General features: G+C 65.0%; 20 protein-coding genes and 1 riboswitch. Of the genes, 10 read left to right on the top strand and 10 right to left on the bottom strand.

What is annotated here, in order from left to right; all coding sequences use genetic code 11:
* Positions 1-12 precede the first annotated feature (12 nt).
* Positions 13-747: a DsbA family protein gene (locus CH274_RS19930; protein WP_094658607.1), complete on the top strand. Its 735-nt coding sequence runs from the start codon at positions 13-15 to the stop codon at positions 745-747.
* A 5-nt stretch (positions 748-752) separates the two neighbouring features.
* On the top strand, positions 753-1331 hold the full coding sequence (locus CH274_RS19935) for a vitamin K epoxide reductase family protein (RefSeq protein ID WP_094658780.1): 579 nt from the start codon (positions 753-755) through the stop codon (positions 1329-1331).
* A gap of 43 nt (positions 1332-1374) precedes the next feature.
* Here CH274_RS19935 and CH274_RS29345 read toward each other — a convergent pair whose 3' ends face one another.
* Genes CH274_RS29345 through CH274_RS19950 form a run of 4 tightly spaced genes read right to left on the bottom strand, consistent with a single transcriptional unit; the run spans position 1375 to position 5915 of the window.
* Complete coding sequence (locus CH274_RS29345) at positions 1375-1542, bottom strand: hypothetical protein (protein WP_179275810.1); 168 nt, start codon at positions 1540-1542, stop codon at positions 1375-1377.
* 17 nt (positions 1543-1559) lie between these two features.
* Positions 1560-3593 carry a cytochrome c oxidase assembly protein gene (locus tag CH274_RS19940; RefSeq protein ID WP_256993642.1) on the bottom strand — a complete coding sequence of 678 codons (2034 nt, stop codon included), beginning with the start codon at positions 3591-3593 and terminating at the stop codon, positions 1560-1562.
* Between the two features lie 52 nt (positions 3594-3645).
* A complete protein-coding gene (locus CH274_RS19945) occupies positions 3646-4377 on the bottom strand; it encodes a DUF5134 domain-containing protein (RefSeq protein ID WP_094658611.1) in 732 nt (243 codons plus the stop codon).
* Positions 4374-5915, bottom strand: a complete 1542-nt coding sequence (locus CH274_RS19950) for a PepSY-associated TM helix domain-containing protein (RefSeq protein WP_094658782.1) — start codon at positions 5913-5915, stop codon at positions 4374-4376. The genes CH274_RS19945 and CH274_RS19950 overlap by 4 nt, the downstream gene beginning before the upstream one ends.
* Positions 5916-6127: 212 nt before the next feature.
* Between CH274_RS19950 and CH274_RS19955 the strand changes: the two genes are divergently transcribed.
* From CH274_RS19955 to CH274_RS19970, 4 genes are read left to right on the top strand one after another with little or no spacing between them, the layout of a single operon-like run.
* Complete coding sequence (locus CH274_RS19955; RefSeq protein WP_094658613.1) at positions 6128-7156, top strand: ABC transporter substrate-binding protein; 1029 nt, start codon at positions 6128-6130, stop codon at positions 7154-7156.
* Positions 7153-8217 (top strand): FecCD family ABC transporter permease, encoded by a 1065-nt coding sequence (locus CH274_RS19960; protein WP_218829227.1) that lies wholly within the window; start codon positions 7153-7155, stop codon positions 8215-8217. The genes CH274_RS19955 and CH274_RS19960 overlap by 4 nt, the downstream gene beginning before the upstream one ends.
* Positions 8214-9026 carry an ABC transporter ATP-binding protein gene (locus tag CH274_RS19965; RefSeq protein WP_094658615.1) on the top strand — a complete coding sequence of 271 codons (813 nt, stop codon included), beginning with the start codon at positions 8214-8216 and terminating at the stop codon, positions 9024-9026. The genes CH274_RS19960 and CH274_RS19965 overlap by 4 nt, the downstream gene beginning before the upstream one ends.
* Complete coding sequence (locus CH274_RS19970; RefSeq protein WP_094658617.1) at positions 9023-9826, top strand: DJ-1/PfpI family protein; 804 nt, start codon at positions 9023-9025, stop codon at positions 9824-9826. Before CH274_RS19965 ends, CH274_RS19970 begins: the two co-directional genes overlap by 4 nt.
* A 67-nt stretch (positions 9827-9893) precedes the next feature.
* Here the strand turns inward: CH274_RS19970 and CH274_RS19975 are convergent, their stop codons facing one another.
* The 5 genes from CH274_RS19975 to CH274_RS19995 are packed head-to-tail and all read right to left on the bottom strand — an operon-like array spanning position 9894 to position 14745.
* Positions 9894-10484: an ABC transporter ATP-binding protein gene (locus CH274_RS19975; RefSeq protein WP_306436609.1), complete on the bottom strand. Its 591-nt coding sequence runs from the start codon at positions 10482-10484 to the stop codon at positions 9894-9896.
* A 20-nt stretch (positions 10485-10504) separates the two neighbouring features.
* Positions 10505-11260 carry an ATP-binding cassette domain-containing protein gene (locus tag CH274_RS19980; RefSeq protein ID WP_373453937.1) on the bottom strand — a complete coding sequence of 252 codons (756 nt, stop codon included), beginning with the start codon at positions 11258-11260 and terminating at the stop codon, positions 10505-10507.
* On the bottom strand, positions 11257-12096 hold the full coding sequence (locus CH274_RS19985; RefSeq protein ID WP_032403511.1) for an ABC transporter permease: 840 nt from the start codon (positions 12094-12096) through the stop codon (positions 11257-11259). Before CH274_RS19985 ends, CH274_RS19980 begins: the two co-directional genes overlap by 4 nt.
* Positions 12093-13082 carry an ABC transporter permease gene (locus tag CH274_RS19990; RefSeq protein ID WP_256993643.1) on the bottom strand — a complete coding sequence of 330 codons (990 nt, stop codon included), beginning with the start codon at positions 13080-13082 and terminating at the stop codon, positions 12093-12095. Before CH274_RS19990 ends, CH274_RS19985 begins: the two co-directional genes overlap by 4 nt.
* Complete coding sequence (locus CH274_RS19995; protein ID WP_094658620.1) at positions 13072-14745, bottom strand: ABC transporter substrate-binding protein; 1674 nt, start codon at positions 14743-14745, stop codon at positions 13072-13074. Before CH274_RS19995 ends, CH274_RS19990 begins: the two co-directional genes overlap by 11 nt.
* A 26-nt stretch (positions 14746-14771) precedes the next feature.
* On the opposite strand from CH274_RS19995, the gene CH274_RS20000 reads away from it, so the two are divergent.
* The 4 genes from CH274_RS20000 to CH274_RS20015 all read left to right on the top strand — a co-directional run bounded on the left by CH274_RS20000 (position 14772) and on the right by CH274_RS20015 (position 18332).
* Positions 14772-15068 carry an ArsR/SmtB family transcription factor gene (locus CH274_RS20000; protein WP_094658789.1) on the top strand — a complete coding sequence of 99 codons (297 nt, stop codon included), beginning with the start codon at positions 14772-14774 and terminating at the stop codon, positions 15066-15068.
* Between the two features lie 78 nt (positions 15069-15146).
* Positions 15147-15375, top strand: a riboswitch (cobalamin riboswitch).
* A gap of 142 nt (positions 15376-15517) precedes the next feature.
* Positions 15518-16555, top strand: coding sequence for a FecCD family ABC transporter permease (locus CH274_RS20005; protein WP_094658622.1), 1038 nt, complete (start codon positions 15518-15520; stop codon positions 16553-16555).
* On the top strand, positions 16555-17328 hold the full coding sequence (locus tag CH274_RS20010) for an ABC transporter ATP-binding protein (RefSeq protein ID WP_094658624.1): 774 nt from the start codon (positions 16555-16557) through the stop codon (positions 17326-17328). The genes CH274_RS20005 and CH274_RS20010 overlap by 1 nt, the downstream gene beginning before the upstream one ends.
* Positions 17325-18332: an ABC transporter substrate-binding protein gene (locus tag CH274_RS20015; protein WP_094658626.1), complete on the top strand. Its 1008-nt coding sequence runs from the start codon at positions 17325-17327 to the stop codon at positions 18330-18332. The genes CH274_RS20010 and CH274_RS20015 overlap by 4 nt, the downstream gene beginning before the upstream one ends.
* A 1024-nt stretch (positions 18333-19356) precedes the next feature.
* On the opposite strand, the gene CH274_RS20035 is transcribed toward CH274_RS20015, so the two are convergent.
* Entirely contained in the window at positions 19357-20946 is a 1590-nt protein-coding gene (locus CH274_RS20035) for an FAD-binding oxidoreductase (protein WP_094658628.1), read from the bottom strand.
* Between the last annotated feature and the right edge of the window lie 238 nt (positions 20947-21184).

Genomic DNA, 21184 nt, shown 5'->3' on the forward strand with positions numbered 1-21184 from the left:
GGATCCCCACCCGTGCCCAACACTGCCCGGACTCCGCGCAACACTCTCGCCGCGGCCGAACACCGACGATCGATCTGGGTACGTGTCGGCGTCACCACAGCACTGGTCGCGTTCGCACTGACAGTGGGCATCATCGTGATCGCCACCCGCGATTCGTCGGCGCAGACCGCGGCGGCACCGTCATCGGTCACGGAGACCGGTGCCCTACGCGCCGCAACCCCGAACGTCGAACTCGCCGAGGGCGCAGCATCACCCAAGCGTGTCCTGACGGTCTACGAGGACTTTCAATGCCCGGTGTGCAAGAGCTTCGAGGCAACGTTCGGCGACACCCTCGACAACCTTCGCACCGACGGAATCGCGGCGATCGACTACCACCCCATCGCCATCCTCGACCGCATGTCCTCCACCGACTACTCCACCCGGGCGGCGAACGCGTCACTGTGCGTCGCCGATTCGTCGATCGACACCTGGCTCGGCTTCCACTCCGCCGTCTACGAGCAGCAGCCCGCCGAAGGCGGTTCAGGCCTGAGCGACGAGCAACTGACCGATATTGCCCTCGCAGCGGTAGCACCCGACACCGCAGGCGACTGCATCACCGGCGGCCACTACACCGACTGGGTTACCGATTCCACACAGTCGGTGCTCGAGACCAACATCAACGCCACCCCTACCGTCCTGCTCAACGGCGAACCCCTCGACCTGAGCACACCCGACGCCCTCGACGCAGCGGTACGCGCCATCCCGTGAACGGCATGACCGAAACCGTTCCTACACAACGGCATAGACCAGTATCCCCCGGGGCGGGATGGGGAATGCTCGTTGCAGGAAGCATAGGACTGCTCGCATCGTTGATCCTGGTGATCGAACGCTACGAGTTGCTCCTGGACCCCAGCTACGTTCCCTCGTGCAGCCTGAACCCGGTGCTGTCCTGCGGGTCGGTGATGACCGCGCCCCAGGCAGCGCTACTGGGGTTCCCCAACCCCATCCTCGGAATCCCCGCATTCACCGTCGTGGTAGTCACCGGGATCCTCACCCTCGGAGCAGTCCCGATCCCGCGCTGGTATTGGACAGGACTCGCCGCAGGTCTGTCAGCGGGTGTGGTGTTCGTGCACTGGCTGATCTTCCAGAGTCTCTACCGCATCGGGGCCTTGTGCCCGTACTGCATGGCCGTGTGGGCCGTGACGATCCCCCTCTGGTTGACCGCGATGGGACGCGCCGGTGCCTCGCCGGCGCTGCGTGCATGGACCTGGCCGGCGGCCGCGGTCTGGTACACCGCGGTCGTCCTGGTGTGCATCGAACGGTTCTGGGACTACTGGCGCACCTTGCTCTGATCCGGCCTCTCATTGTCTGCAGCCGCGGTCCTCGTCGCGCAGGTCAGGACGATGCCAGTTGTCCTGCGACCGCGGCGAACACGACAGCGAAGGCAATGATGGCCAGAACACCGACCCACCGGGCGTCGCGCCGGTGCTCGGCGCGGGAGGCGAGCCACGCTGCGCCGCCGGCCGAGATGAACAACACGATATAGAAGACAGTCCCGGACATGATGTGTTGTCTTCTCGTCACTTTCGAGTGCGCGAGAGCTGCGCCAACATCGCGTTGTAGGCGTCGAGCTCGTCATCGGTACCAGAATCGGCGAGCCGGTCCTCACGAACTTCGGTGCGCCTGTCCTGACGCGCCCACTGGCTGACCAGGGCGATGACCACGAGCACCAGAGGGACCTCGCTCGACGCCCATGCCAGGCCACCGCCGAAACGCTGATCGCCGGCGAGATCCTGGACCCACGGAAGATCGAGGTAGCGGTAGAAGGTTCCGCCGATGATGCGGTCCATGGTCATCACCGCGATACCGAAGAACGCGTGAAAAGGCATGACCGCGAACAGCAATGCCAACCGGCCCAGGTGGGGGAGGCGTTTGGGGCCGGGGTCGATACCGATGATGACCCAGTAGTAGAGGTACCCGGTGACGATGAAGTGGATGTTCATCAGCTCGTGTCCCCAGTGGTAGCGGACCAGCTCGTCGAACAGCGGGCTGAAATACACCGCATAGAGCGAAAGGACGAACAACCCGACCGCGACGGCGGGGTTCGACAGCAGTCGCATCAGCGGCGAATGCACCACCCACACAATCCACTCCCGCGGTCCCGGGACGCTGTCATCCCGCGCCGGGGGCAGCGCCCGCAACGCCAGTGTGACCGGCCCGCCGAGCACAAGCAGGACCGGAACGAACATGTTGAGCGTCATGTGCACGCCCATGTGGACGCTGAACATCGCCGAACCGTACGCCCCCACACCCGAACTCGTCGCCACCAACAACGCCAGACATCCAGTCATCCAGGCGATGATGCGCCCGAGCGGCCACCGATCGCCGCGCCTGCGCAACCGCAGAACCGCCCACCCGTACATCGATGCCAGCACCACTGCCGCTCCGCCGGTGACGAAGTCGAACCTCCAGAAGCTCGCGAACTGCCCCAGCGAGGGAGCTCCGGACGGTTCGAATCCGAGAAGCACGTCGTACACCGTGGCAGGAGAGGTCAAGAACACCGGAGCCGGCTGGATGGCCATCAGAGTGACCGCCGCCCAGAGAACGATCAATGCGACCAGCTGTATCGCAACATGATTCGGGCGCGGGCCCACGCCGCCGCGCCGACCCCGCAACACAGCCGTGCCGACGCACATCGCGGCAAGAAGTATCAGCCCGGCACCGGCAACCGCGAGCCGGCCGTAGGAGGTGGTGAGCACAGAGCCAGCGGGAAGAAGGATGATCATCAGCACGGCCGACAGGCCGATCGTGAGTATCGCGGAGCACGCAGCGACGATGCTCTGCCGCGAAACCGCCACTGCGAGATCGGGGTCGGAGTCGGAGTCGTCAGGGTCGCAGTGGTTTCGGTTGGGCACTCGTCGATGCTGGGACCACAGGCTCATCGTCGACCCGGTCCACACCGACAGGGCCAGTGCAGCGACGATGGCGGCGCTGGTGGCGATGTCGTGATTCGGTCCTTGACCGGCATTGCCGACGACCCACGCGGGCAACACCCCGATGGCTGCGACGACCGACGAGACGGCCATCACCACCCAATTCAGCGTCCACCTGACGGTGATGGTGACCACGGCAGCAGCGATCGCGCTGACCATCCACGCTTTCGGTGCCTCGTTCGGTGGGATGAGATCGACGATCACCCCACGTGCCACCGCGTCACCGATTCCGATTCCGGTGGCGTCGGCTGCCGACACCGGAATCAAGACCAGCGCAGCAGCCAACCAGACCAGGCTCGAGCGGCCCGCGGTGAGCAGAGCCGCGTATCCCTCGGGGCCTACACGACCAGCGCGGCCGAAACGGGTACACATCAGCCCGTACGCAAGCGAACCCACCGTGATCGCGCCGGCGAGGGTGGCAGTGAAACGGAGCAGGACGTAGGACAAGGAGGTGACCGTGCCCGGGAACGAATCACCGCTCGCGGCATACCGGGTGTCACCGGAGACGACCGTGACGACAACGACCAACGCGGCCGCGCAGACAAGCGCGACCGCGAGGGCGTAGTGCACACACACCGACTGGCGGGTGTGTGAAATATGGTGCGGTGAGTCGGTTGTCACAGAACCTCGTTCGATATAGCTGTACTGCAGTGGTGTCGGGCGATCATCGCTGTTACATGACGCCCATCATGATCGCCATCCCGGCTGCCATCGCCACCTCGCACGCCGCCGCGACAGTCTGCATCCGCGACGCCGGTAGTACAGCGACAGCAGTACTACCTACCTGCGATGCAGGCGAAGGACGTAAGGGCCCGAGAGCAGCCGTCTGTTCGGCGACGAACAGACGGTAGAGCCACACGATCGCTGCGACAGCGAAGACGACTGTGAGCGTGAGTGATACCGCGGAGATCCATCCCGGTCCGCTCATCGCAGCCGCATGATCAGGACTGCTCATGTCCATACCTCGAGTGTGTGCGTGCGCGCCCATCCCGGCCATGCCACCGTCGGCGGCGTCGGCGGTGTGATCGTGCGCAGCGGCACCGGGAAGCCATCCGGCCATCACCGCGACCATCCACACCATCGCAGCCATCATGAATGCGTGATAGCCGCCCATCGCAGGCCCGTGAGGGTGCTCGTCGACATCGGTCGTGCTCGGCGCCGTGCGTGCCGCGGAGATCGCGAACCACACCGTCGCCGCGGCGAAGAACGCTCCCTGCGGTAACAGCGGGACGCCGAGTCCCCACGGCCACACCATCGCAATCATCGCTGCGCACATCACGAGATGGAAACCGTGGTCGATCCGAACGTTCCAGTTCGCGGCTCGGATGATGCGGTACACGCAGTATCCGGCGGCGAACACGAACAGTGCTGTGGTGATCCACCGCAGCGAGGTATCGCCGATCATGACTTGTCCTGCCGATCGTGTGTATCGAGGCCCAGTGTTGGATCCGCGTCGGTTCGTTCTTCCCGCGTCGGCAGCGACGCCGATTCGAGTGCGGTTCCGCGTGATCGGTGGTGGTAGCGCAGTCCCAGAGCGACGTCGACGGCAACGAACACCGCGAGCGTGATTCCGAACAACGGCAGATACCACCCCAGGATCACTGCGATCAGCACCGCAGTGACCGCGGCCCACGGCGGCATCCGGCGCAGCGCGCCGCGTTTGGCCGGTGGCCCGAACCTGACTCCCCGTGCCCTTGTCGGTCGCCGCAGCCACCACATCCGGTAGCCGCGAAGGATGACAGCGATCAGTCCGATAGCAGTGAGCGCCAACATGATCTGGTTGACGAGTCCGAACAGGATGCCCATGTGGGCGTCGATGGTCCAGTTGGTCATCTTCGCCATGAACGGCCAGTTCGCGAACTCGACCTTGTCGATCACCTTCCCCGATGCGGGATCGACGGCCACCGAATCGTAGCGTGTGGGCCAATCACGTTTGGCCTCTTGAACTTTCCATGCCTGTCCCTCTGCAGCGGGAGGAACGAGCTCCATCGGTACCTGCAGTCCCGCGCCCTCGGCGGCGGCCTCGACACCGTCGATTCCGACGCCTTCACCGATCACAGTGTCGGTGACCGGCGCACCGTCACCCCCGTGGTGATCACCGCCTGCATTCTCGCCCGTTCCGGCAGGATCGGTCTCGACCGACGGCGTCGTCCACGACAGCGCCGTACGTACGTCCCCGATGGTCTCTCCGGCATACCGTGACCACGTCAAACCGGTGACCGAGAGCAGCAGGAGAGCGGCGATGATCCACACCCCGACCGTTCCGTGCCACGACAATGTGCGGGCGCGGCCCTTCTTCTTCGGTTCCGGCACCAGTGCAGCCCTGGCGGCTTCGGAAACACTGGACGAGCGTTGGCGGACACGGGCGATCCACAACACGAGCCCACCGAGTGCAACCACCCACAGCCAACTCGCGGCCAGCTCACTGTAGTTACGGCCCAGATCGCCGAGGTGGAGGTTGCGGTGCAGTTCATCGATCCACGCGCGCACCGGGAGCCACTCACCGAACGTGGTCAGTTCCCCGCGGACCTGCGCGGTGTAGGGGTCGACGAACACGGTCCGCCCGTACCCCTCGGGAACATCGTCGACCGCCAGCACGACGCGCGTGGTGCTCTCGGCGTCGATGGGGGGCCGGACCTCGGTGATCGAGCCTTCGGGGTGGGCGGCCCGGGCCGCGGCGACCTGCTCACTGAGCGGCAGCTGCTGATCACCGACCTGATCGACGGTCAGTTCGTGGCGATGAACGTAGTCCGACAACTGCGGGCTGATGGTGTACAGCAGGCCGGTCACGGCCGCGATCAGCAGAAACGGTCCGACCAGGATGCCGGCATAGAAGTGCAACCGCAGCACGAACGGCCTGAGCTGTGGCCACAATTGCGTCTTCGTCGCCGGAGGCGGGGTGTCACCGGGCGCAGGCGGTCGATCGATTTCACTGGTGGACATCTGCGGGTTCTGTTCCTTCTCCTCGGGCTGCACTGGGCAGTCAGCCGGTCCTACTCGAGCAGTAGTCGGGCAAGTGGTGACGAAAGTTCCCGATGAGTCCGTTGCGCGTATTCGGGAACTATCAGGGTGTCGCGCCCGACTAGGTCGTCGTATGGCTACTTCCGGCCCCGTTACGGGATGCCGGGTGCACGTGTCGAAGCGAAGGAGTTGCCGTGTCGAGATTGTCTCGACGATCGATGGCCGGATGCGCGGCGATCGCCGCCGTCCTCGTAGTGACCTCGGGGTGCTCGGATCCCGGTGAGACGACCTCGTCCGATTCACCTTCGGCTGCGGCCTCGGAGACATATCCGGTTTCGCTGGAGAACTGCGGACGCACCATCACGGTCGAAGCGGAGCCGACACGCGTCGTCAGTCTCTGGCAATCGACCACCGAAGCTCTGCTGGCCCTGGGTCTCCGCGATCGGATCGTCGCGGTTCAGAAGAACTATGCGCCCTACCCCGCCTCGGTCGAGGAAGCAGCACAAGGCCTCACCGACATCGGCAGCGCGATGGGGTTCCCGTCCAAAGAGGTACTGCTCAGTGAACAACCTGATCTCGTGACCGGCCAGGTCCTCGACGGCTACGCCTTCGACCCGTCCCAGGGCTACGCAACCGTCGAGCAGATCGAGCAGACCGGTGCGGTTGTGTACGGAGCGAATCTCTGTACCTCCACGGACGCTCAGAGCAGCGAGAAGTGGAACATCGATACTGCTGCGAAGACCCTGCGCGACCTCGGTCGCATCTTCGACGTCGAGGCGAAAGCGGACGCCGTTGTCGCACAACTGGACGCGCAGAAGCAGGACGTGATCAGTGCGGTAGCGGGGAAGCCGACGGTCCGCACCGCGTACTTCAATGGTGGTGAGGGGCCGGTGATCGTGCTCGCCGGCGGAGTCTACGACAGCTTGATCACTACGGCGGGCGGTACCAACGCATTCCCATCGGATGCTGTCTACGTCAGCAAGGAAGAATTCGCCGCCTCCGACGCCGACGTGATCCTGGTCGGTACCTTCGACGGGCAGGACTTCGAGACGCAGAAGGCGTTCCTGGAGAACACATTTCCGAATGTGCCGGCCGTCCGGGACGGACGGATCAGCGAGGTGCCCACGCAGCAGACCGATTCATCGATCTCGGTCATGGTCGGACTCACGAAAATTGCCAACGCACTTCACCCGGGCCTGGACCTGCCCGTACCCTCGGCGTGAGCAGAGCGTCTGCCGTCGATCGCGTAGCGGCACCGCCGAATTTTCGGCGAAAAGTAGTACTGCTCGTCCTGGTGGTCGGCGTCACCCTCGCCGTCGTCGCATCAGTGGCAATCGGGAGCGTGGCCATCTCCCCGGTGCACGTCGTCGACGTCATCGTCGCGCATCTCCTCCCGTGGAGCACCGGAACCGCAGGACTCGACGACCAGATCATCTGGGAATTTCGACTTCCGCGGGCGCTGCTCGGATTCGTTGTCGGCGCCGCCCTCGCTGTCGCCGGAGCGGTACTGCAGGCCGTCGTACGCAACCCTCTCGCTGACCCGTTCGTGTTCGGGGTCTCCTCGGGGGCATCGTTAGCGGCCGTCGCCGCCCTGACGCTGACCTCGGGCGTCCTCGCTGCGGTATCGACTCCGGTGGCTGCCTTCGTCGGGGCGCTCGCTACGACAATCGCCGTGTTCGTCCTCGCCCAACGAGGGGGTCGGGTGAACCCAAGTCGTCTTGTGCTGGCCGGTGTCGCAGTGTCGTACCTCTTGAGCTCGTTGACCAGTTATCTGGTCCTCCGTGCGAGCGGCCCCGGTAGTGGAGTCGGACAGGTTCTCTCGTGGCTCGCGGGCAGCCTCGCAGCCGCCACCTGGAGTGACCTCGGTGTGCCGACCGTGGTGCTGGTGACTGCGACCGTCGTACTCGTGCTGTTCGCCGGCGTGCTCAATGCATTTCTCATCGGCGACGAGACAGCCGCCAGTCTCGGGGTCGACGTGGCACGGATGCGACTGCTTCTGTTCGTCATCACCTCTCTGCTGGTCGGGGTAGCGGTCGCGGTGAGCGGTGCTATCGGTTTCGTCGGACTCGTTGTCCCCCATGCGGTCCGCATGCTCGTCGGCTCCGATCACCGTTGGGTTCTGCCCGCCTCGGCACTCGCCGGTGGTTTGTTGCTCGTCGTGGTGGACATCGGGGCCCGGCTGGTGCTCGCTCCGAGTGAGATCCCCGTCGGTCTGCTGACCGCAGTGGTGGGTGCGCCGTTCTTCCTGTGGCTGCTACGCCGGTCCGGGCGCGAGGACCGATGAATAGCGAGGACGGCGCGCCGCTACGCGTCGAGGGCGTCAGTGTCGATATCGCGGGTCGGCGGATCATCGACGGCATCTCGTTGTCGGCGCAGTCCAACATCGTGGGAGTCGTCGGCCCGAACGGGAGCGGCAAGTCCACTCTGCTCCGGGCGATCTATCGGATGCTGCGCCCTGCCGAAGGCCACGTCTTTGCCGATGGGCGTGACGTGTGGACCTCGAGCGCGCGAGAAGTCGCCCGGGTGACAGCCGCGGTCGTGCAGGACAACCCCGCCGATCTGGAGCTGACGGTAGCCGATTGTGTTGCTACCGGACGGCTTCCACACGGACGTCTGTTCGCAGCGGGCCGGTCCGGTGACGCCGGCATCGTCGAGTCGGCGATGCGGGCGACCTCTGTTGCAGATCTCGCGAACCGTCAGATCAGCACATTGTCCGGAGGTGAACGACAGCGTGTTCAGCTCGCCCGAGCGCTGGCTCAGGAGCCTCGAATTCTCGTGCTCGACGAGCCGACCAATCACCTCGACATCCGACACCAACTGCAGCTGCTGACCCTCGTACGAGAACTCACGGTTACGACGTTGGTCACCCTGCACGATCTGAATCTTGCCGCCGCGTATTGCGACGAAGTGGTGATGCTCGAGCGCGGCCGTGTCGTTGCATCCGGGACCCCCTGTGAGGTGTTCACCCCCGAGCACCTCCGGCGGGTATTCGGCGTCCACGCAGCGTCGCTGATCAATCCCTTGACCGGTCGACTCCAACTCGCCTTCGCCGACGAAGACGACCGACAACCAACAGACAGGATCACGCGATGACCGATCACTCCGACAACCCCACGGGCAGCACAGTGTTCGAGGCCACCGACGGCGACACTGCCAAGCGTGCGGCGATCGAACGGAGCATCGCGGCGCACGACGAGGTCGCCCGCCTCGCGCCCGACGGTTTCCTCACCGGTCGACAGATCCTGATCGTCGTGCACCCCGGCTTCGAGATGCTCGACGCGGTCGGCCCGATGCATTTCCTCGCGGCCACGGGGGCGACAGTCCACCTCGCTTCCACGGGGCGGGCGGGAGATCCTGTGCTCAGTGGGAACGGGGTGTCAGTGCTCACGACCGTTGCGTTGGCCGAGGCGGAGGACGCACCCGCGGTCATCCTCGTCCCCGGTGGCGACACCGGGATCCTGCTGCGTGACGTCGCCGCGATGGAACACATCGAACGGCTCGGACACAGTGCCCAGTACGTGACCAGCGTGTGCACGGGATCGATCGCCCTCGCCGCCGCCGGTCTCCTCGATGGTCGACGCGCCACGTCGCACTGGGCGTTTCGGCATCTGCTGACAGGCTACGGGGCGATCGAGGCCGACGAGCGCGTCGTCGAGGACGGGAATCGTATGACTGCGGCGGGGGTGACCGCGGGAATGGACCTGGGGATCGCACTCGTGGCCAAGCTCTGCGGCGACGACTACGCCCGATTCTCCATGCTCGGTGCCGAATACGCGCCGCAACCTCCGTTCGACGCCGGGACTCCGAGCACAGCGGGCGAGGAACTCACCACGATAGCGCGGGACTTCTTCGCGCCGATGGAGGAAGAACTACGGGCGCGGCAGAACCCGTGAGCGATGAGCGGCGAATAATGTTGCAGCACAATGTAGTAGCGTCGAACGATTTATCCCAGGTTCTCGCTCAGGATGCGATGTGTGCACGGAGTTCGAGGTGTTCGGGCGCGAGGGCGTCGATGACGGCTCGGTCGTGGCTGACCACAGCGAGTCCGGCTCCGTCTGCGGCCAGTGCAATGAGTAGTCGCATCACGTCGCGGGTGGCGATCGGATCGAGCATGGACGTCGGCTCGTCGCACAGGATGTACAGCGGCCGTTGCACGAGGATGCGCGCGAGGCATGCGCGTTGGAGTTGCCCATCGCTCACCTGGGCCGGGAATCGCCGCAGCAAAGCAGTATCGAGGCCGACGCGGTCGCACACGGCCTCGACATCGATCACCTCCCGGCGAATCGCTGCAGGCTCGGCCACGATCGCACCGAGGGTCCACCGCGGATTGCACACCAGTCTCGGATGCTGAGCAAGGAGAGCGATCGACCCGCGCAAGGGCCGTGCCTGCGCATCCCATGTCACGGTGCCCGAATGCGGCTGCACCAACCCGGCCATTACCCCGAGCAGTGTCGTCTTTCCGACACCGGACGGGCCGGTGATACCGATCGTCGCGCCGGGAGCGACAGTCACCGAGACCTGTTGCAGAACAACAGTATCGTCGTACGTCACGGTCACGTTCCGAGCTTCCATCATATCGTCACGCCTACGAACAGAGCGCGGACGTAGTCGTCGTCATGCGACAGGACTGTCGCCGGTGTGGCCTGGAGGACCGTCGTCCCCGCCCTCATCACGGCGATGGATCCACAGGTACCGGAGCGCATCATCGAGGTCAGATCGTGAGTGACGATGAGCACGGCTCGACCGTCAGCCGCCATGTCGCTCAACAGTGCCCAGACCTGTTCTGCCAGAGCTGGATCGAGTGCCGATGTCGGCTCGTCCGCAATGACCAGATCCGGTGACCCGGCGAGTGCCGCGGCGATCGCGGCGCGCTGCGCCATCCCGCCGGACAATTCGTGCGGGTACAGCCGCGCGTTCGATGGTGGGAGTGCTACCCGATCCAACAACTCCGACAGGGTGTTTCGGCTTCCAAGGGTTCGCACGACCTCGGCGAGCTGGGAGCCGACGGTGCGCACGGGTGTGAACGAGGTAGCGGGTGACTGCGGAATCAGCCCGATGCGGTGCCCGCGGAGTAGTCGCCAGTCGGCCTCGGTCGGCACCGCGCGTCCGGCTATGTCGAGAGTTCCGGTCGTGTGTGACCCCGGTGGCAGCAGCCCGCACAGTGCGGCCGCAACGAGGGATTTGCCGCATCCCGATTCGCCGACGAGGGCGGTGACTCGGCCGGAATCGACGTCGAGATCGACGGAGTCCAGTGTGCGAACGAGAGTGCCTCCGCGGCTGCGTGAGTCGATGTCCACGGTGTATTTGCGAAGTCTGGCTGCGGTCACCACACCGAACCCCCGGGTGGAGTGAGTCGTCGTCGCAGCATCGACAGTCCCAGGGTGAACGCGAGTGCCGTCACCACGAGCGCCGTGGCCGGAACGGCGAGTGTCCACCATGCGCCGAGCATCACATCGCCGCGGGCCTGCCCGAGTAGCGTGCCCAGGCTCGCGCGATCGGGTGACAGACCGACTCCGAGAAACGACAGTGTCGATTCGTGCCAGATGGCGTGCGGGATCAGCATCGCCAGCGCGACCAGAATTTGCCCACCTACCGACGGCGCCAGGTGCCTGCGTGCGACGAACCATCGGGACGCGCCGGCCAGGCGGGAGGTGCGAACCCACCCGGAATCTGCCGTCGCCAAGATCTCGGCCCGCACTATCCGGGCGACAGACGGCCAGTGCGTCAACGAGATCGACGCCACCACGGCAAGTGGCTCACCTCGCCACAGCGCCGCGATGACGATGCCCAGCACCAGGTGGGGGAGGGCGTTGACCGTATCGACCACGCGCATGACGACGGCATCGAACCACCCGCCGGCAGCCGCCGAGGCAACCCCGATGACTACTCCGAGAGCGCACGCGATCACCGCGCAGAGTACTGCGATCAACAGCGAGATCCGCAGCCCCTCTGCTGTTCTGGTGAGCATGTCGTATCCGGAGTGATCGGTGCCCAGCAGGTTCGAGGCGCTCGGCGGCTGCAGTGCGGAAGCGAAATCCGCGGTCTGCCGTCCGGCGATCATCGGGATCAGCAGTGCGACGAGTGTGATCGCGAGAACCACGAACCACGGCGAATCCGGGATGAATCGACGCCGAGTGTCGAGCTCATCGTCTCGGGCGGTCATGCAGCGATCCGCACTCGTGGGTCGATCGCGGCGGTCGCTGCGTCGGACAATGCCGATCCCAGCAGAACGGCGAGGGCCGCGGCGGTCGTGGTCGCCGCCATCAACGAGAAGTCCAGTGCCGCAGCTGATTGGACCAGCGCCTCGGCCATCCCTGGCCACCCGAACACGGTCTCGACAATCGCAGCACCCGCGATCAGCTCGGGTAGCCGGGTGCCGAGGAGCGCCAGAGTCGGAGCCGCCGAACTCGGCAGCACGTGCCCACGCAACAGAGCCCACCCGTAGATCCCGCGTGCCCGCGCCGCGCGCACCGCATCGGAGTCGGCCGAGTCGACGACCGCAGCCCGCATGGACAGAAGAAGCCACGGGATCTGCGAGACGGTGAGCGCGATGAGCGGGAGCACGGCATGCGCGGCGATCCCCGCGGCCGAGTACGTGGTGCCCGGTGCCCGTGCACCCGAGGTGGGAAACCACCTCAAGGTCACCGCAAACACCGAGACCAGAACCAGCGATACGACGAACGGCGGCACGGCCGCGAAGATCGTGGACAGGACCGAGCACGCCCGATCGAGCATTCCGCCGCGGCGCATCCCGGCCGAGGAACCCAGCACGACGGCGATCGCGGTGGCCAGAAGCAGGGCGAGGGTGGACAGTCCTAGAGTGAAGGGCAGGCGTTCTGCAAGGACTGTCGAGACCGGGAGGGACTGGGTCGAGGACCATCCGAGGTCGCCGTGCAGTAGGTCGGTCAGCCAGGTCCACCATGCGGTGTACCAGGGTCTGTCCGTTCCGTAGGCGTCTCGAAGTTGCTGCCGCTGCGACAGAGTCGCACTCTGGTAGCTGTCACCGAGGTACGCGGCGAGCGGGTCGAGTGGAGATAACGACGCGAGTGCGAACATGGCCGCCGAGACCGCGACGACAGTCGGGATTGCGATACCGGTACGGACGGCGAGGATTCGGCCCACTGTCCGGGCTCGAGTTCTACTGCGCACGTGTCCACGCCGCCAGGTGCCACCATGGACCCCACGAGACGCCGTGCGAGTGCGGTTCGAGAATGGGAGGGCTCTGGTTCCAGCCGAGGTCGCGATACGCGTATGCGTGGTCGAGGAACGTGAGGAACACCGAGGACGGCTGCTCCACGTAGAGCTGCTGGATCAGCCGGTATCGAGCGTCGTTCTCGGGTCCGGACGCGGAATCGCGTGCCTGCTGCAGTGCATCGTCGAGACCCGGCGCGGTGAAGTTGCCGGGGTTGGCATAGGGCGAGGAGTCGGCGACGCGGGTGTGCAGGGTGTCGAACACCTGCGAGTCGATGCTGTACGGGGTCTCGCCACCGCCGAGCAGAACTGCCGAGTCGCCGAGGCGGGTCTCGATCTCGTCCCACCCTGTTCCGCGCGGCCAGACGTCGATACCGACGGGTTGCATGCCCGCGGCGAAGGCCACCGCAAGATCCCTCCGCACAGAATCCTGAGCGTTGTAGAGAAGCTCGAACGACGCTGTGGCACCGTCTTTCTCGCGTACACCGCCTGCGCCGACCTGCCACCCGGCGGCATCGAGGGTGGACTCGGCGGCGGAAAGGTCGAACGGGAACACGGCTGTCGGCTCGTAGGCGTCGCCGTAGACATCGGCCACCGGTGTGCTCGCGGGGCGACCGTACCCACCGAGAACATCGTCGATCATGCCCTTTCGATCGACGGCGAGATTCATCGCGATGCGGGCCTGCAAGTCGGATGTGAACGCATTGCCCGCCGGAAACGAGACCCCGCGCCAATCAGCAGATTTCACGCCGACCGTCTTCACGTCGTCGTTTCCGTCGAGCGCGGCGACGGCAGTCGGAGGCAGTGACGTGCCGGAGACCTCGCCCGTGGCGACCCGCTGCACTCGGGTGTTGTCGTCCGGAGTGTAGGTGATCACCAGTCGCGTCACCTGCGGAGCCTCGCCCCAGTAGTCCGCACGTGCGGTGAAGACGGCCTGATCCGCGCGCAGGCTGTCCAGCATGTACGGCCCGGTTCCGACCGGCTCGGTGTTCAGTGCCCAGTCGGCCGCGGGTGCCTGCTCGACCCGCTCCGACGGAGCGATACCGAGCAGGAGGTACGGCGACGGGTCTGCGTCGGTGGTCATCGTTATCACCACGGCGTCGGATCCATCAGCGACGACATCGACGATCGGATCGAAATCCGTCGAGATCTCGGATGCGACAGTGGGATTCTTCACGGCCTCGTAGGTGGACACTACGTCCGCGGAGTCGAAGTCGGTGCCGTCCGAGAATGCGACGTCCGCACGCAACGTCACTCGCCACTGCCGGGGTGCAAGATTCGTCGGGACCGAGTCGGCCAGGGACGGAACGAGATCGGGAAGTGCGGAGTCGGAATCGGCGTCGGGGCGGAGCAACCCCTCGTAGACCGGGGAGACGCCGAGTGCGCCGTAGCCGGAGATTGGACTGAACCCGCCGAGTTCCTGGTTGTCGGCCAGCACGATCGCCTCGCCGGAGTCCTCGTCGGACGGTGACGCGCATCCCGCGGCGGTGAGGGCGAGAACAACGGCAAGACCCAGAATGCGGGCGATGGACGGTGTCACGGACTGCTCCCCGGGTGCGCGCTCGATCGAAATATGTGTCCAGGCAGACACATGTTGTGTGCCGTAGCGTAGCAGCAGCATTGGGAACCAGCAGCGCGGGAGAATCGATGACCGATAGCGACGACATCGAGGAATGGTCGACACGCTTTGCCGTCCTGTCCGATCCGACACGGCTGCGTCTGGTCAGCTACATGCACGAGAAATCCGGTGCCAGTGTCGCCGAACTCGCTGTCGCCGTGGGCATCACCGAGAACGCGGCGTCGCAATCGCTCCGCGCCCTCAGGGCCCGAGGGTGGGTCGAGACGACGAAGTCGGGCCGGACGGTGCACTACCGGGTAGTCGCCGACGCGATCGTGCACCGCATCCTGCACGACATCATGGGAGCGGAACACCGCCACGACTGACACCCTCGACGATCGGCATTGTTCGAGAGGTGCGTCGGTCCACTGTCGTAGGTCGAATCATCGACGACAGTGGTGGTGTTACAGTCGCGCTGCGTTGGTTTCCGGCCGCCCTGCATGTGGGGCTGGTCGGATCGCAAGAGGGAATCCGGTGTGGATCCGGAACTGCCCCGCAGCGGTAAGTGGAAACGACCGCGGTCAACAGCACTGAGCCCAACTGGCTCGGGAAGCGACCGCCACTAGGTTGTCATCGGAAGCATCCGGTGACGTGTTCACGAGTCCGAAGACCTGCCAACGCGGCCGCACCACCGGTGCGGTCGCTTGTCGACTCCGTGGGACATGGTCGACGAGGTGCAGACCGTGTTGGGACAGGTCTGTCGTCTTCGTCTGCGCTCGTGTCACGAGAGCCGCAACGCCTGACGTCGACGACCTGCAAGGAACGTGCCAACGAGATGCGCCGAATGTCGGTGACTGCTCTGACCGCGACCGCCCTCCTGGTGTTGGTAGCGGTGTCGGTGATCGCGTTGATGCTCGGCACCGCACATGTCCCGTGGCGCGAGGTTTGCCACATCGCATGGGCAGAGATCACCGGTGGCACCATCGCTACGGACGATGTACCCAACTACCGCATCATCGTCGATTCACGCGTGCCTCGAGTGCTGCTGGCCATTCTCATCGGCAGCGGCCTCAGCGCTGTCGGACTGGTTGTTCAGGCGATGGTGCGCAATGCCCTCGCGGACCCGTACGTGCTGGGCATATCCTCCGGTGCGTCCGTCGGTGCGACGTCGGTGGTGCTGTTCGGTACCTTCGGTGCCCTCGGGATCTACGCCCTCTCCACGGCCGCGTTCGTCGGTGCGTTGGCTGCGACGTTGCTGGTGTACCTCATGGCCAGATCTGCGGCGGGGCTCGTTCCTCTGCGGCTGGTTCTCACCGGAACTGCTCTTGGGTACGGCTTCTCGGCCATCACCACTGTCTTGGTGTTCCTCGCCCCATACGGCGACGGCGCACGCAGCGTCATGTTCTGGCTCCTCGGAAGCCTGTCGGCGGCAACCTGGCAGATGGTCCCGCTCGCGGCCGTCGTCACCGTAGTGGGCTTGGTGATCATCGCTGCCTGCGCCCGCCGCCTCAACGCATTGTCGATGGGCGATGAAGTCAGCGCCGCTCTCGGACTCGATGCCTCGAAGTTTCGGATGCTGTTGTTCGTTGTCGCGGCGGCGATGACCGGATGTTTCGTATCCATCTGCGGCGCAATCGGATTCGTCGGACTCGTCGTCCCGCATGTCGCCCGAATGCTCGTCGGTGCCGACCATAGACGCTTGATCGTGGTGACCCCGGTCCTCGGATCGGTCTTTCTGGTCAGCGCCGACCTTCTCGCCCGAACCTTGGTGCCTCCGCAGGAACTTCCGCTCGGCGCGATCACCGCGGCGGTCGGAGTCCCGGTGTTCGTGCTGCTGATGCGCCGCCGCGGTGCCCTGATGGGCTCCGACTGATGCGCGTCGAGTACGACGCTGTCGACGTCACCATCGATGGTGCCACGATCGTGCACGACGTCACCGTCTCGATCCCGTCGGGACATTTCGTCGGGATCGTAGGACCCAACGGCAGCGGAAAATCGACACTACTGCGATGCCTCTACCGGGCGCTGACCCCGTCGGCGGGGGCGGTGCGGGTCGATGGCGTCGACAATCTGACTGTCAGCATGCGCCTGAACGCTCTGCAGGTGGCCGCGCTCACCCAGGATTCGCCCCTGCAATTCGACTTCACCGCCGCAGAAGTCGTTGCGACGGGCCGACTTCCCCACGGACGTGCATTCTCGAGAGACCGGGCACACGATCACCTCGTCTGCCGGGAGGCGATGCTGCTCGCCGACGCACAACATCTGTCGGAGCGGAGCTTTCTCTCACTGTCCGGCGGGGAGCGGCAACGAGTCCTGATCGCACGCGCGTTCGCGCAGGAACCGAAGGTGCTGGTACTGGACGAGCCGACCAACCATCTCGACGTCCACCATCAATATGCCGTGCTTTCCGCCGCGAAAAAGCTCGGTGTCACCGTCGTCGCCGCCCTGCACGACCTCAACCTCGCAGCCCAGTACTGCGACCAGCTGTTCGTGCTCGGTGCCGGGCGGCTGGTGTGCTCGGGCACCCCCGCCGAGGTCATCACCGCCGACGTTCTGCGCCGCTGGTTCGAGATCGGTGGCCACATCATCACCCACCCCCGACTGGGCGTCCCCCAGATCATTTTCGACGAGAAAGAGTACCGATGACACATCCGAGACGGACCTGGGCACTGATCGCTGCAACCACCCTGGCGGTGAGCGCCTGCGGCGCGGAGGTGGAGACCGCAGCAGAACCAGGCGGCGCGGTCGTCACCGTCACCAACTGCGATGAGCCGTTGACCGTCGATGGCGTTCCGAAGCGCGTGGTCACCAACGACACCGGAATCACCGAGATGATGTTCGCGCTCGGCCTGGCCGACCGAGTCGTCGGCTTCTCCGCGCAGGCCTCCAAGGACGGGGACATCGAATCCTCGCCCTGGAAAGCCGATTTCGAGGTCACACCCGATATCGGTGACACCTTCACCCGTGAAGCGGTCCAGGCCGCGAATCCGGACTTCGTCTTCGCCGGCTGGAACTACGGATACAAGGAATCGACCGGTCTGACACCGGACTGGGTGCGCAGCATCGGTGCCACCCCGTATCAGCTCACCGAGGCATGCCGTCAACCCGGCACCACACAGCGCGGAATCATGGACCCGCTCGACGCGCTGTACGCCGATATCGAAAACCTCGGCGATATCTTCGACGTCCGTGACCGCGCCGACGATCTCGTCGCCGGGTACCGCGAACAAGTTGCAGAAGCGAACGCGACAGCACCGGCCGGGCAGGATCCGGCACGAATGTTCCTGTTCGACAGTGCGACCCCGGAACCGTTCACCTCCGGCCGTACAGCAGCCCCATCGCAGATCTTCCGAGAAGCCGGCGGCAGCAACATCTTCGACGACATCGACAACTCGTGGACCACCGCCTCCTGGGAGGCCGCAGCTCAGCGCGACCCGCAAGCGATCGTCATCGTCGACTACAACTCCGACGCGGGGGAGACCGTCGAGGCGAAAATCGAACAGCTACGGCAACATCCGCTGATGTCGGGTACGACCGCAGTCCGTGAGAACAACATCACGGCCCTTCCCTACGCGGCACTCGTCGAAGGCCCACGCAACCCGCAGGCGGTGACTTTCGTCGCGGATTTTTTGCGGTCGAAGGGTCTGTAACAGCGATCACGGCACGCGACGCTTTCACCCTGGTGACCGGTACATCGGAGCAACTCGAAACGCCGTGGATAGGAGATGGACACAGTGGCATTGGATCGATCCAGACCGACAGTCATCGTATGCCGCGGATGCTGCTGCGGCACTGGCGACAAGCATCCGGACATCGACCACGACGCCGAACTCGAGAGTTTGCGTCACCTGGTCGATGGTGTCGCTGACTTTCGCGTCACCGAGTGCCTTGGACCATGCGAACGATCGAACGTTGTCGTGGTTGCCCCATCGAGATGCGGACATCGAACCGGTGGCCGACCAACGTGGCTCGGTTTCGTTCTGGGCGCAGGAATGAAGGAGCAGATTGCAGGTTGGCTCTGCAACGGAGGACCTGGGCTTGCCGAGATTCCGGCGTCTCTCGCTTCGCACTGCTTCGAGCAGCGTCGAAAATAAGCTCAGGGCGACCGACTTCCCTGACAGTGTCCTCCCCGTCGCTGCGATCAGCTGTTCCGTCGAGTCTGCCGAAGAAGTCGCTGAAACACTCAGTTGCGCAATCGCGTTCGTCGACGCAGACAAGCTCTACCCGAGTAGAAATTGCGGTATGGCCCCACTCGACCGACGCGTCGCACGAGACAAGATGGTCGCGCTCGCAGCTGGCGCGGAATTCCTGCGACGTCAGTTGTCCGAGTAGTACGACCGCGCCGACGGTGAGGGCGGCTCTGCGCAGGGACGCGGACAGCCGCTCGCGGTCGCCCCTGCCGTCCGAAGAAGCCAGGAGCGGTAGCACGCCCAGAGTCACACCCATGACCAGAAATCCGGAACCTGCGCGATACGGACCGCCGCACTCGCTGTAACGAGTGAGCCACGTGACAAATACGCGACGGCAATGACGTTGGCCAGACCGACGGCCGCGGCACCCCATACCGCAGGGGAGGCAACGTGTTTGATTTCTTCGGCGAGTCCGCTCGACGTTCCTCCGAGCCGTGGAAGAGATCATCGGAGTGTTCCGGAATGCGACGCGCACTCGAGTCGATCAGGTGCGGGGGAGTTCGATCGACAAGTCGTGCCGGAACAGGTTGCCGGGATCCCACGCCGCCTTGATCTCCTGCAGCCTCGAGTAGTGGTCCCCGTAGTACAGCGTGGACCACGGTACCCCCGAGGTGTTCCAGGTGGGATCTTTCAAGTCGGAGTCCGGATAGTTGATGTAGGCGCCGGCGTTGGCGTCATTAGGTACCGGAACGCCACCGGTGTCGGCGTAAATGTCGCGATACATGTTTCGGGACCACTCGACATGGGCGGCCTCGTCCGCAGGATTACGCCAGGCGGCGACGAAGACGGCCTTCATGAACGAATTTCTGGTCGGCATCGCCGTCGCGTCGGCGGATCGTTCGTTGATTGCACCACCGGCAGGGAAGAGCTCGATCCCCGAGTCCAGGCTCTGAAAACGCGGGTCCGACAGGTACCTGTGCAGGGTGCGCAGCTGATCGTCGGTGTGTGCCCGACGCAAGTTCGCACTCTTGTATTTACCCGAGAACGGTGCCCGGCCACGGGGTGCCGACAATTGTGTCGAAACATCCAGAAACGGTCCTTGCGAAGCGGGCACTGCGACGGGTGGTGGCCACACACCCTCGCCCAGTGCGGCGACGAATTCGTCGAGCAGCGCGCGCGCGTTGGGCAGGTCGGCATCGAGCCGTGGGGTGAGTTGGCACAGGTGTGCGCTGGCGAAGAACTGCGCGTAGAGGGTCGCAAACCTCGACCCGGGTTCGCTGTTCCGCTCGAAGAATCGTTGAAAATTACCGACGAACCGCACGAAAGCGTCTTCGCTGACCACGGGCAGTACGACCTGTGTGCTGAGCAGGTTCGCCGGAGGGGTCGGTAGGGCCAGTGTGGGGTCGGACCCATCCACGTCGTGCGTGCGGAGGAGGTACCGGGTCACGACGCCGAAGTTTCCTCCGCCGCCGCCCGTGTGCGCCCACCACAGATCCGAGTTCCGACCGTCGCGAGTTGCCAGGACGGACGAGGCGCGTCCGTCGGCGTCGACGACGACAACTTCCACACCGTAGATGTGGTCGACAACAGACCCGAAGGCGCGCGACAGGGGACCGAAGCCGCCTCCCGCGGCGTGGCCTCCCATGCCCACGCCCAGGCAACTTCCGCCGGGCAGCGACACACCCCAGCCTCGGTACAGCTGCTCGTACACTGTGCCCAGATCGGCTCCGGCCCCGACGGAGAAGGCGCTGTTTTCTGCATCGAACTCCACAGTTGTGAGCCGACTCAGATCGATGATGGCCTGAGTAGAGGCGTTGTCGACGAAGTTCTCGACGCAGTGTCCACCCGATCGCACGGCGATGCGTAGACCGCGCGCGACCGCCGTCCCGACCGCGGCCACGGTCTCTTCGGTGTTCACGGGCACGAAGAGAGTTTCGGGCTGCGCGAGGAATCGTGGGTTGTAACCGCGCTGCACCAACCGCAGGAATTCCGGGTCCGGCGGGTTCAATTCCGTGACGGTTGTCGACGCGACGAGCGGATCGGCGGACGCGCCGAGGGGACGCAGGTTCGGCAAAGCGCCTCCGGCCAGGGCGGCAGCACCGAACAACAGGTGGCGTCGCGTCAGTTTGGGCATCGCACGAGTGTACTTCCGACGCGTATGCAATCGGTCGTTACTCTTCGTCAGCCGAACAGATCGGCTGACGCACGGCACCGATCGGTCTACGCTGCGGGTATCCCTATGCGCAGTCGCATCCTGCGACGGCCAGCGCTACCGGTTGATGCTCGGTTTCGACGCTCGGCGTCCTCGGGGGCATGGTGGTTGGTTCCATTCGGGGGAGTGCACGTGACATTGTCCGTCTAATCGGCAAACT

This window comes from Rhodococcus sp. 06-418-5 (assembly GCF_002258285.1).
Taxonomy (GTDB): Bacteria; Actinomycetota; Actinomycetes; order Mycobacteriales; family Mycobacteriaceae; genus Rhodococcoides.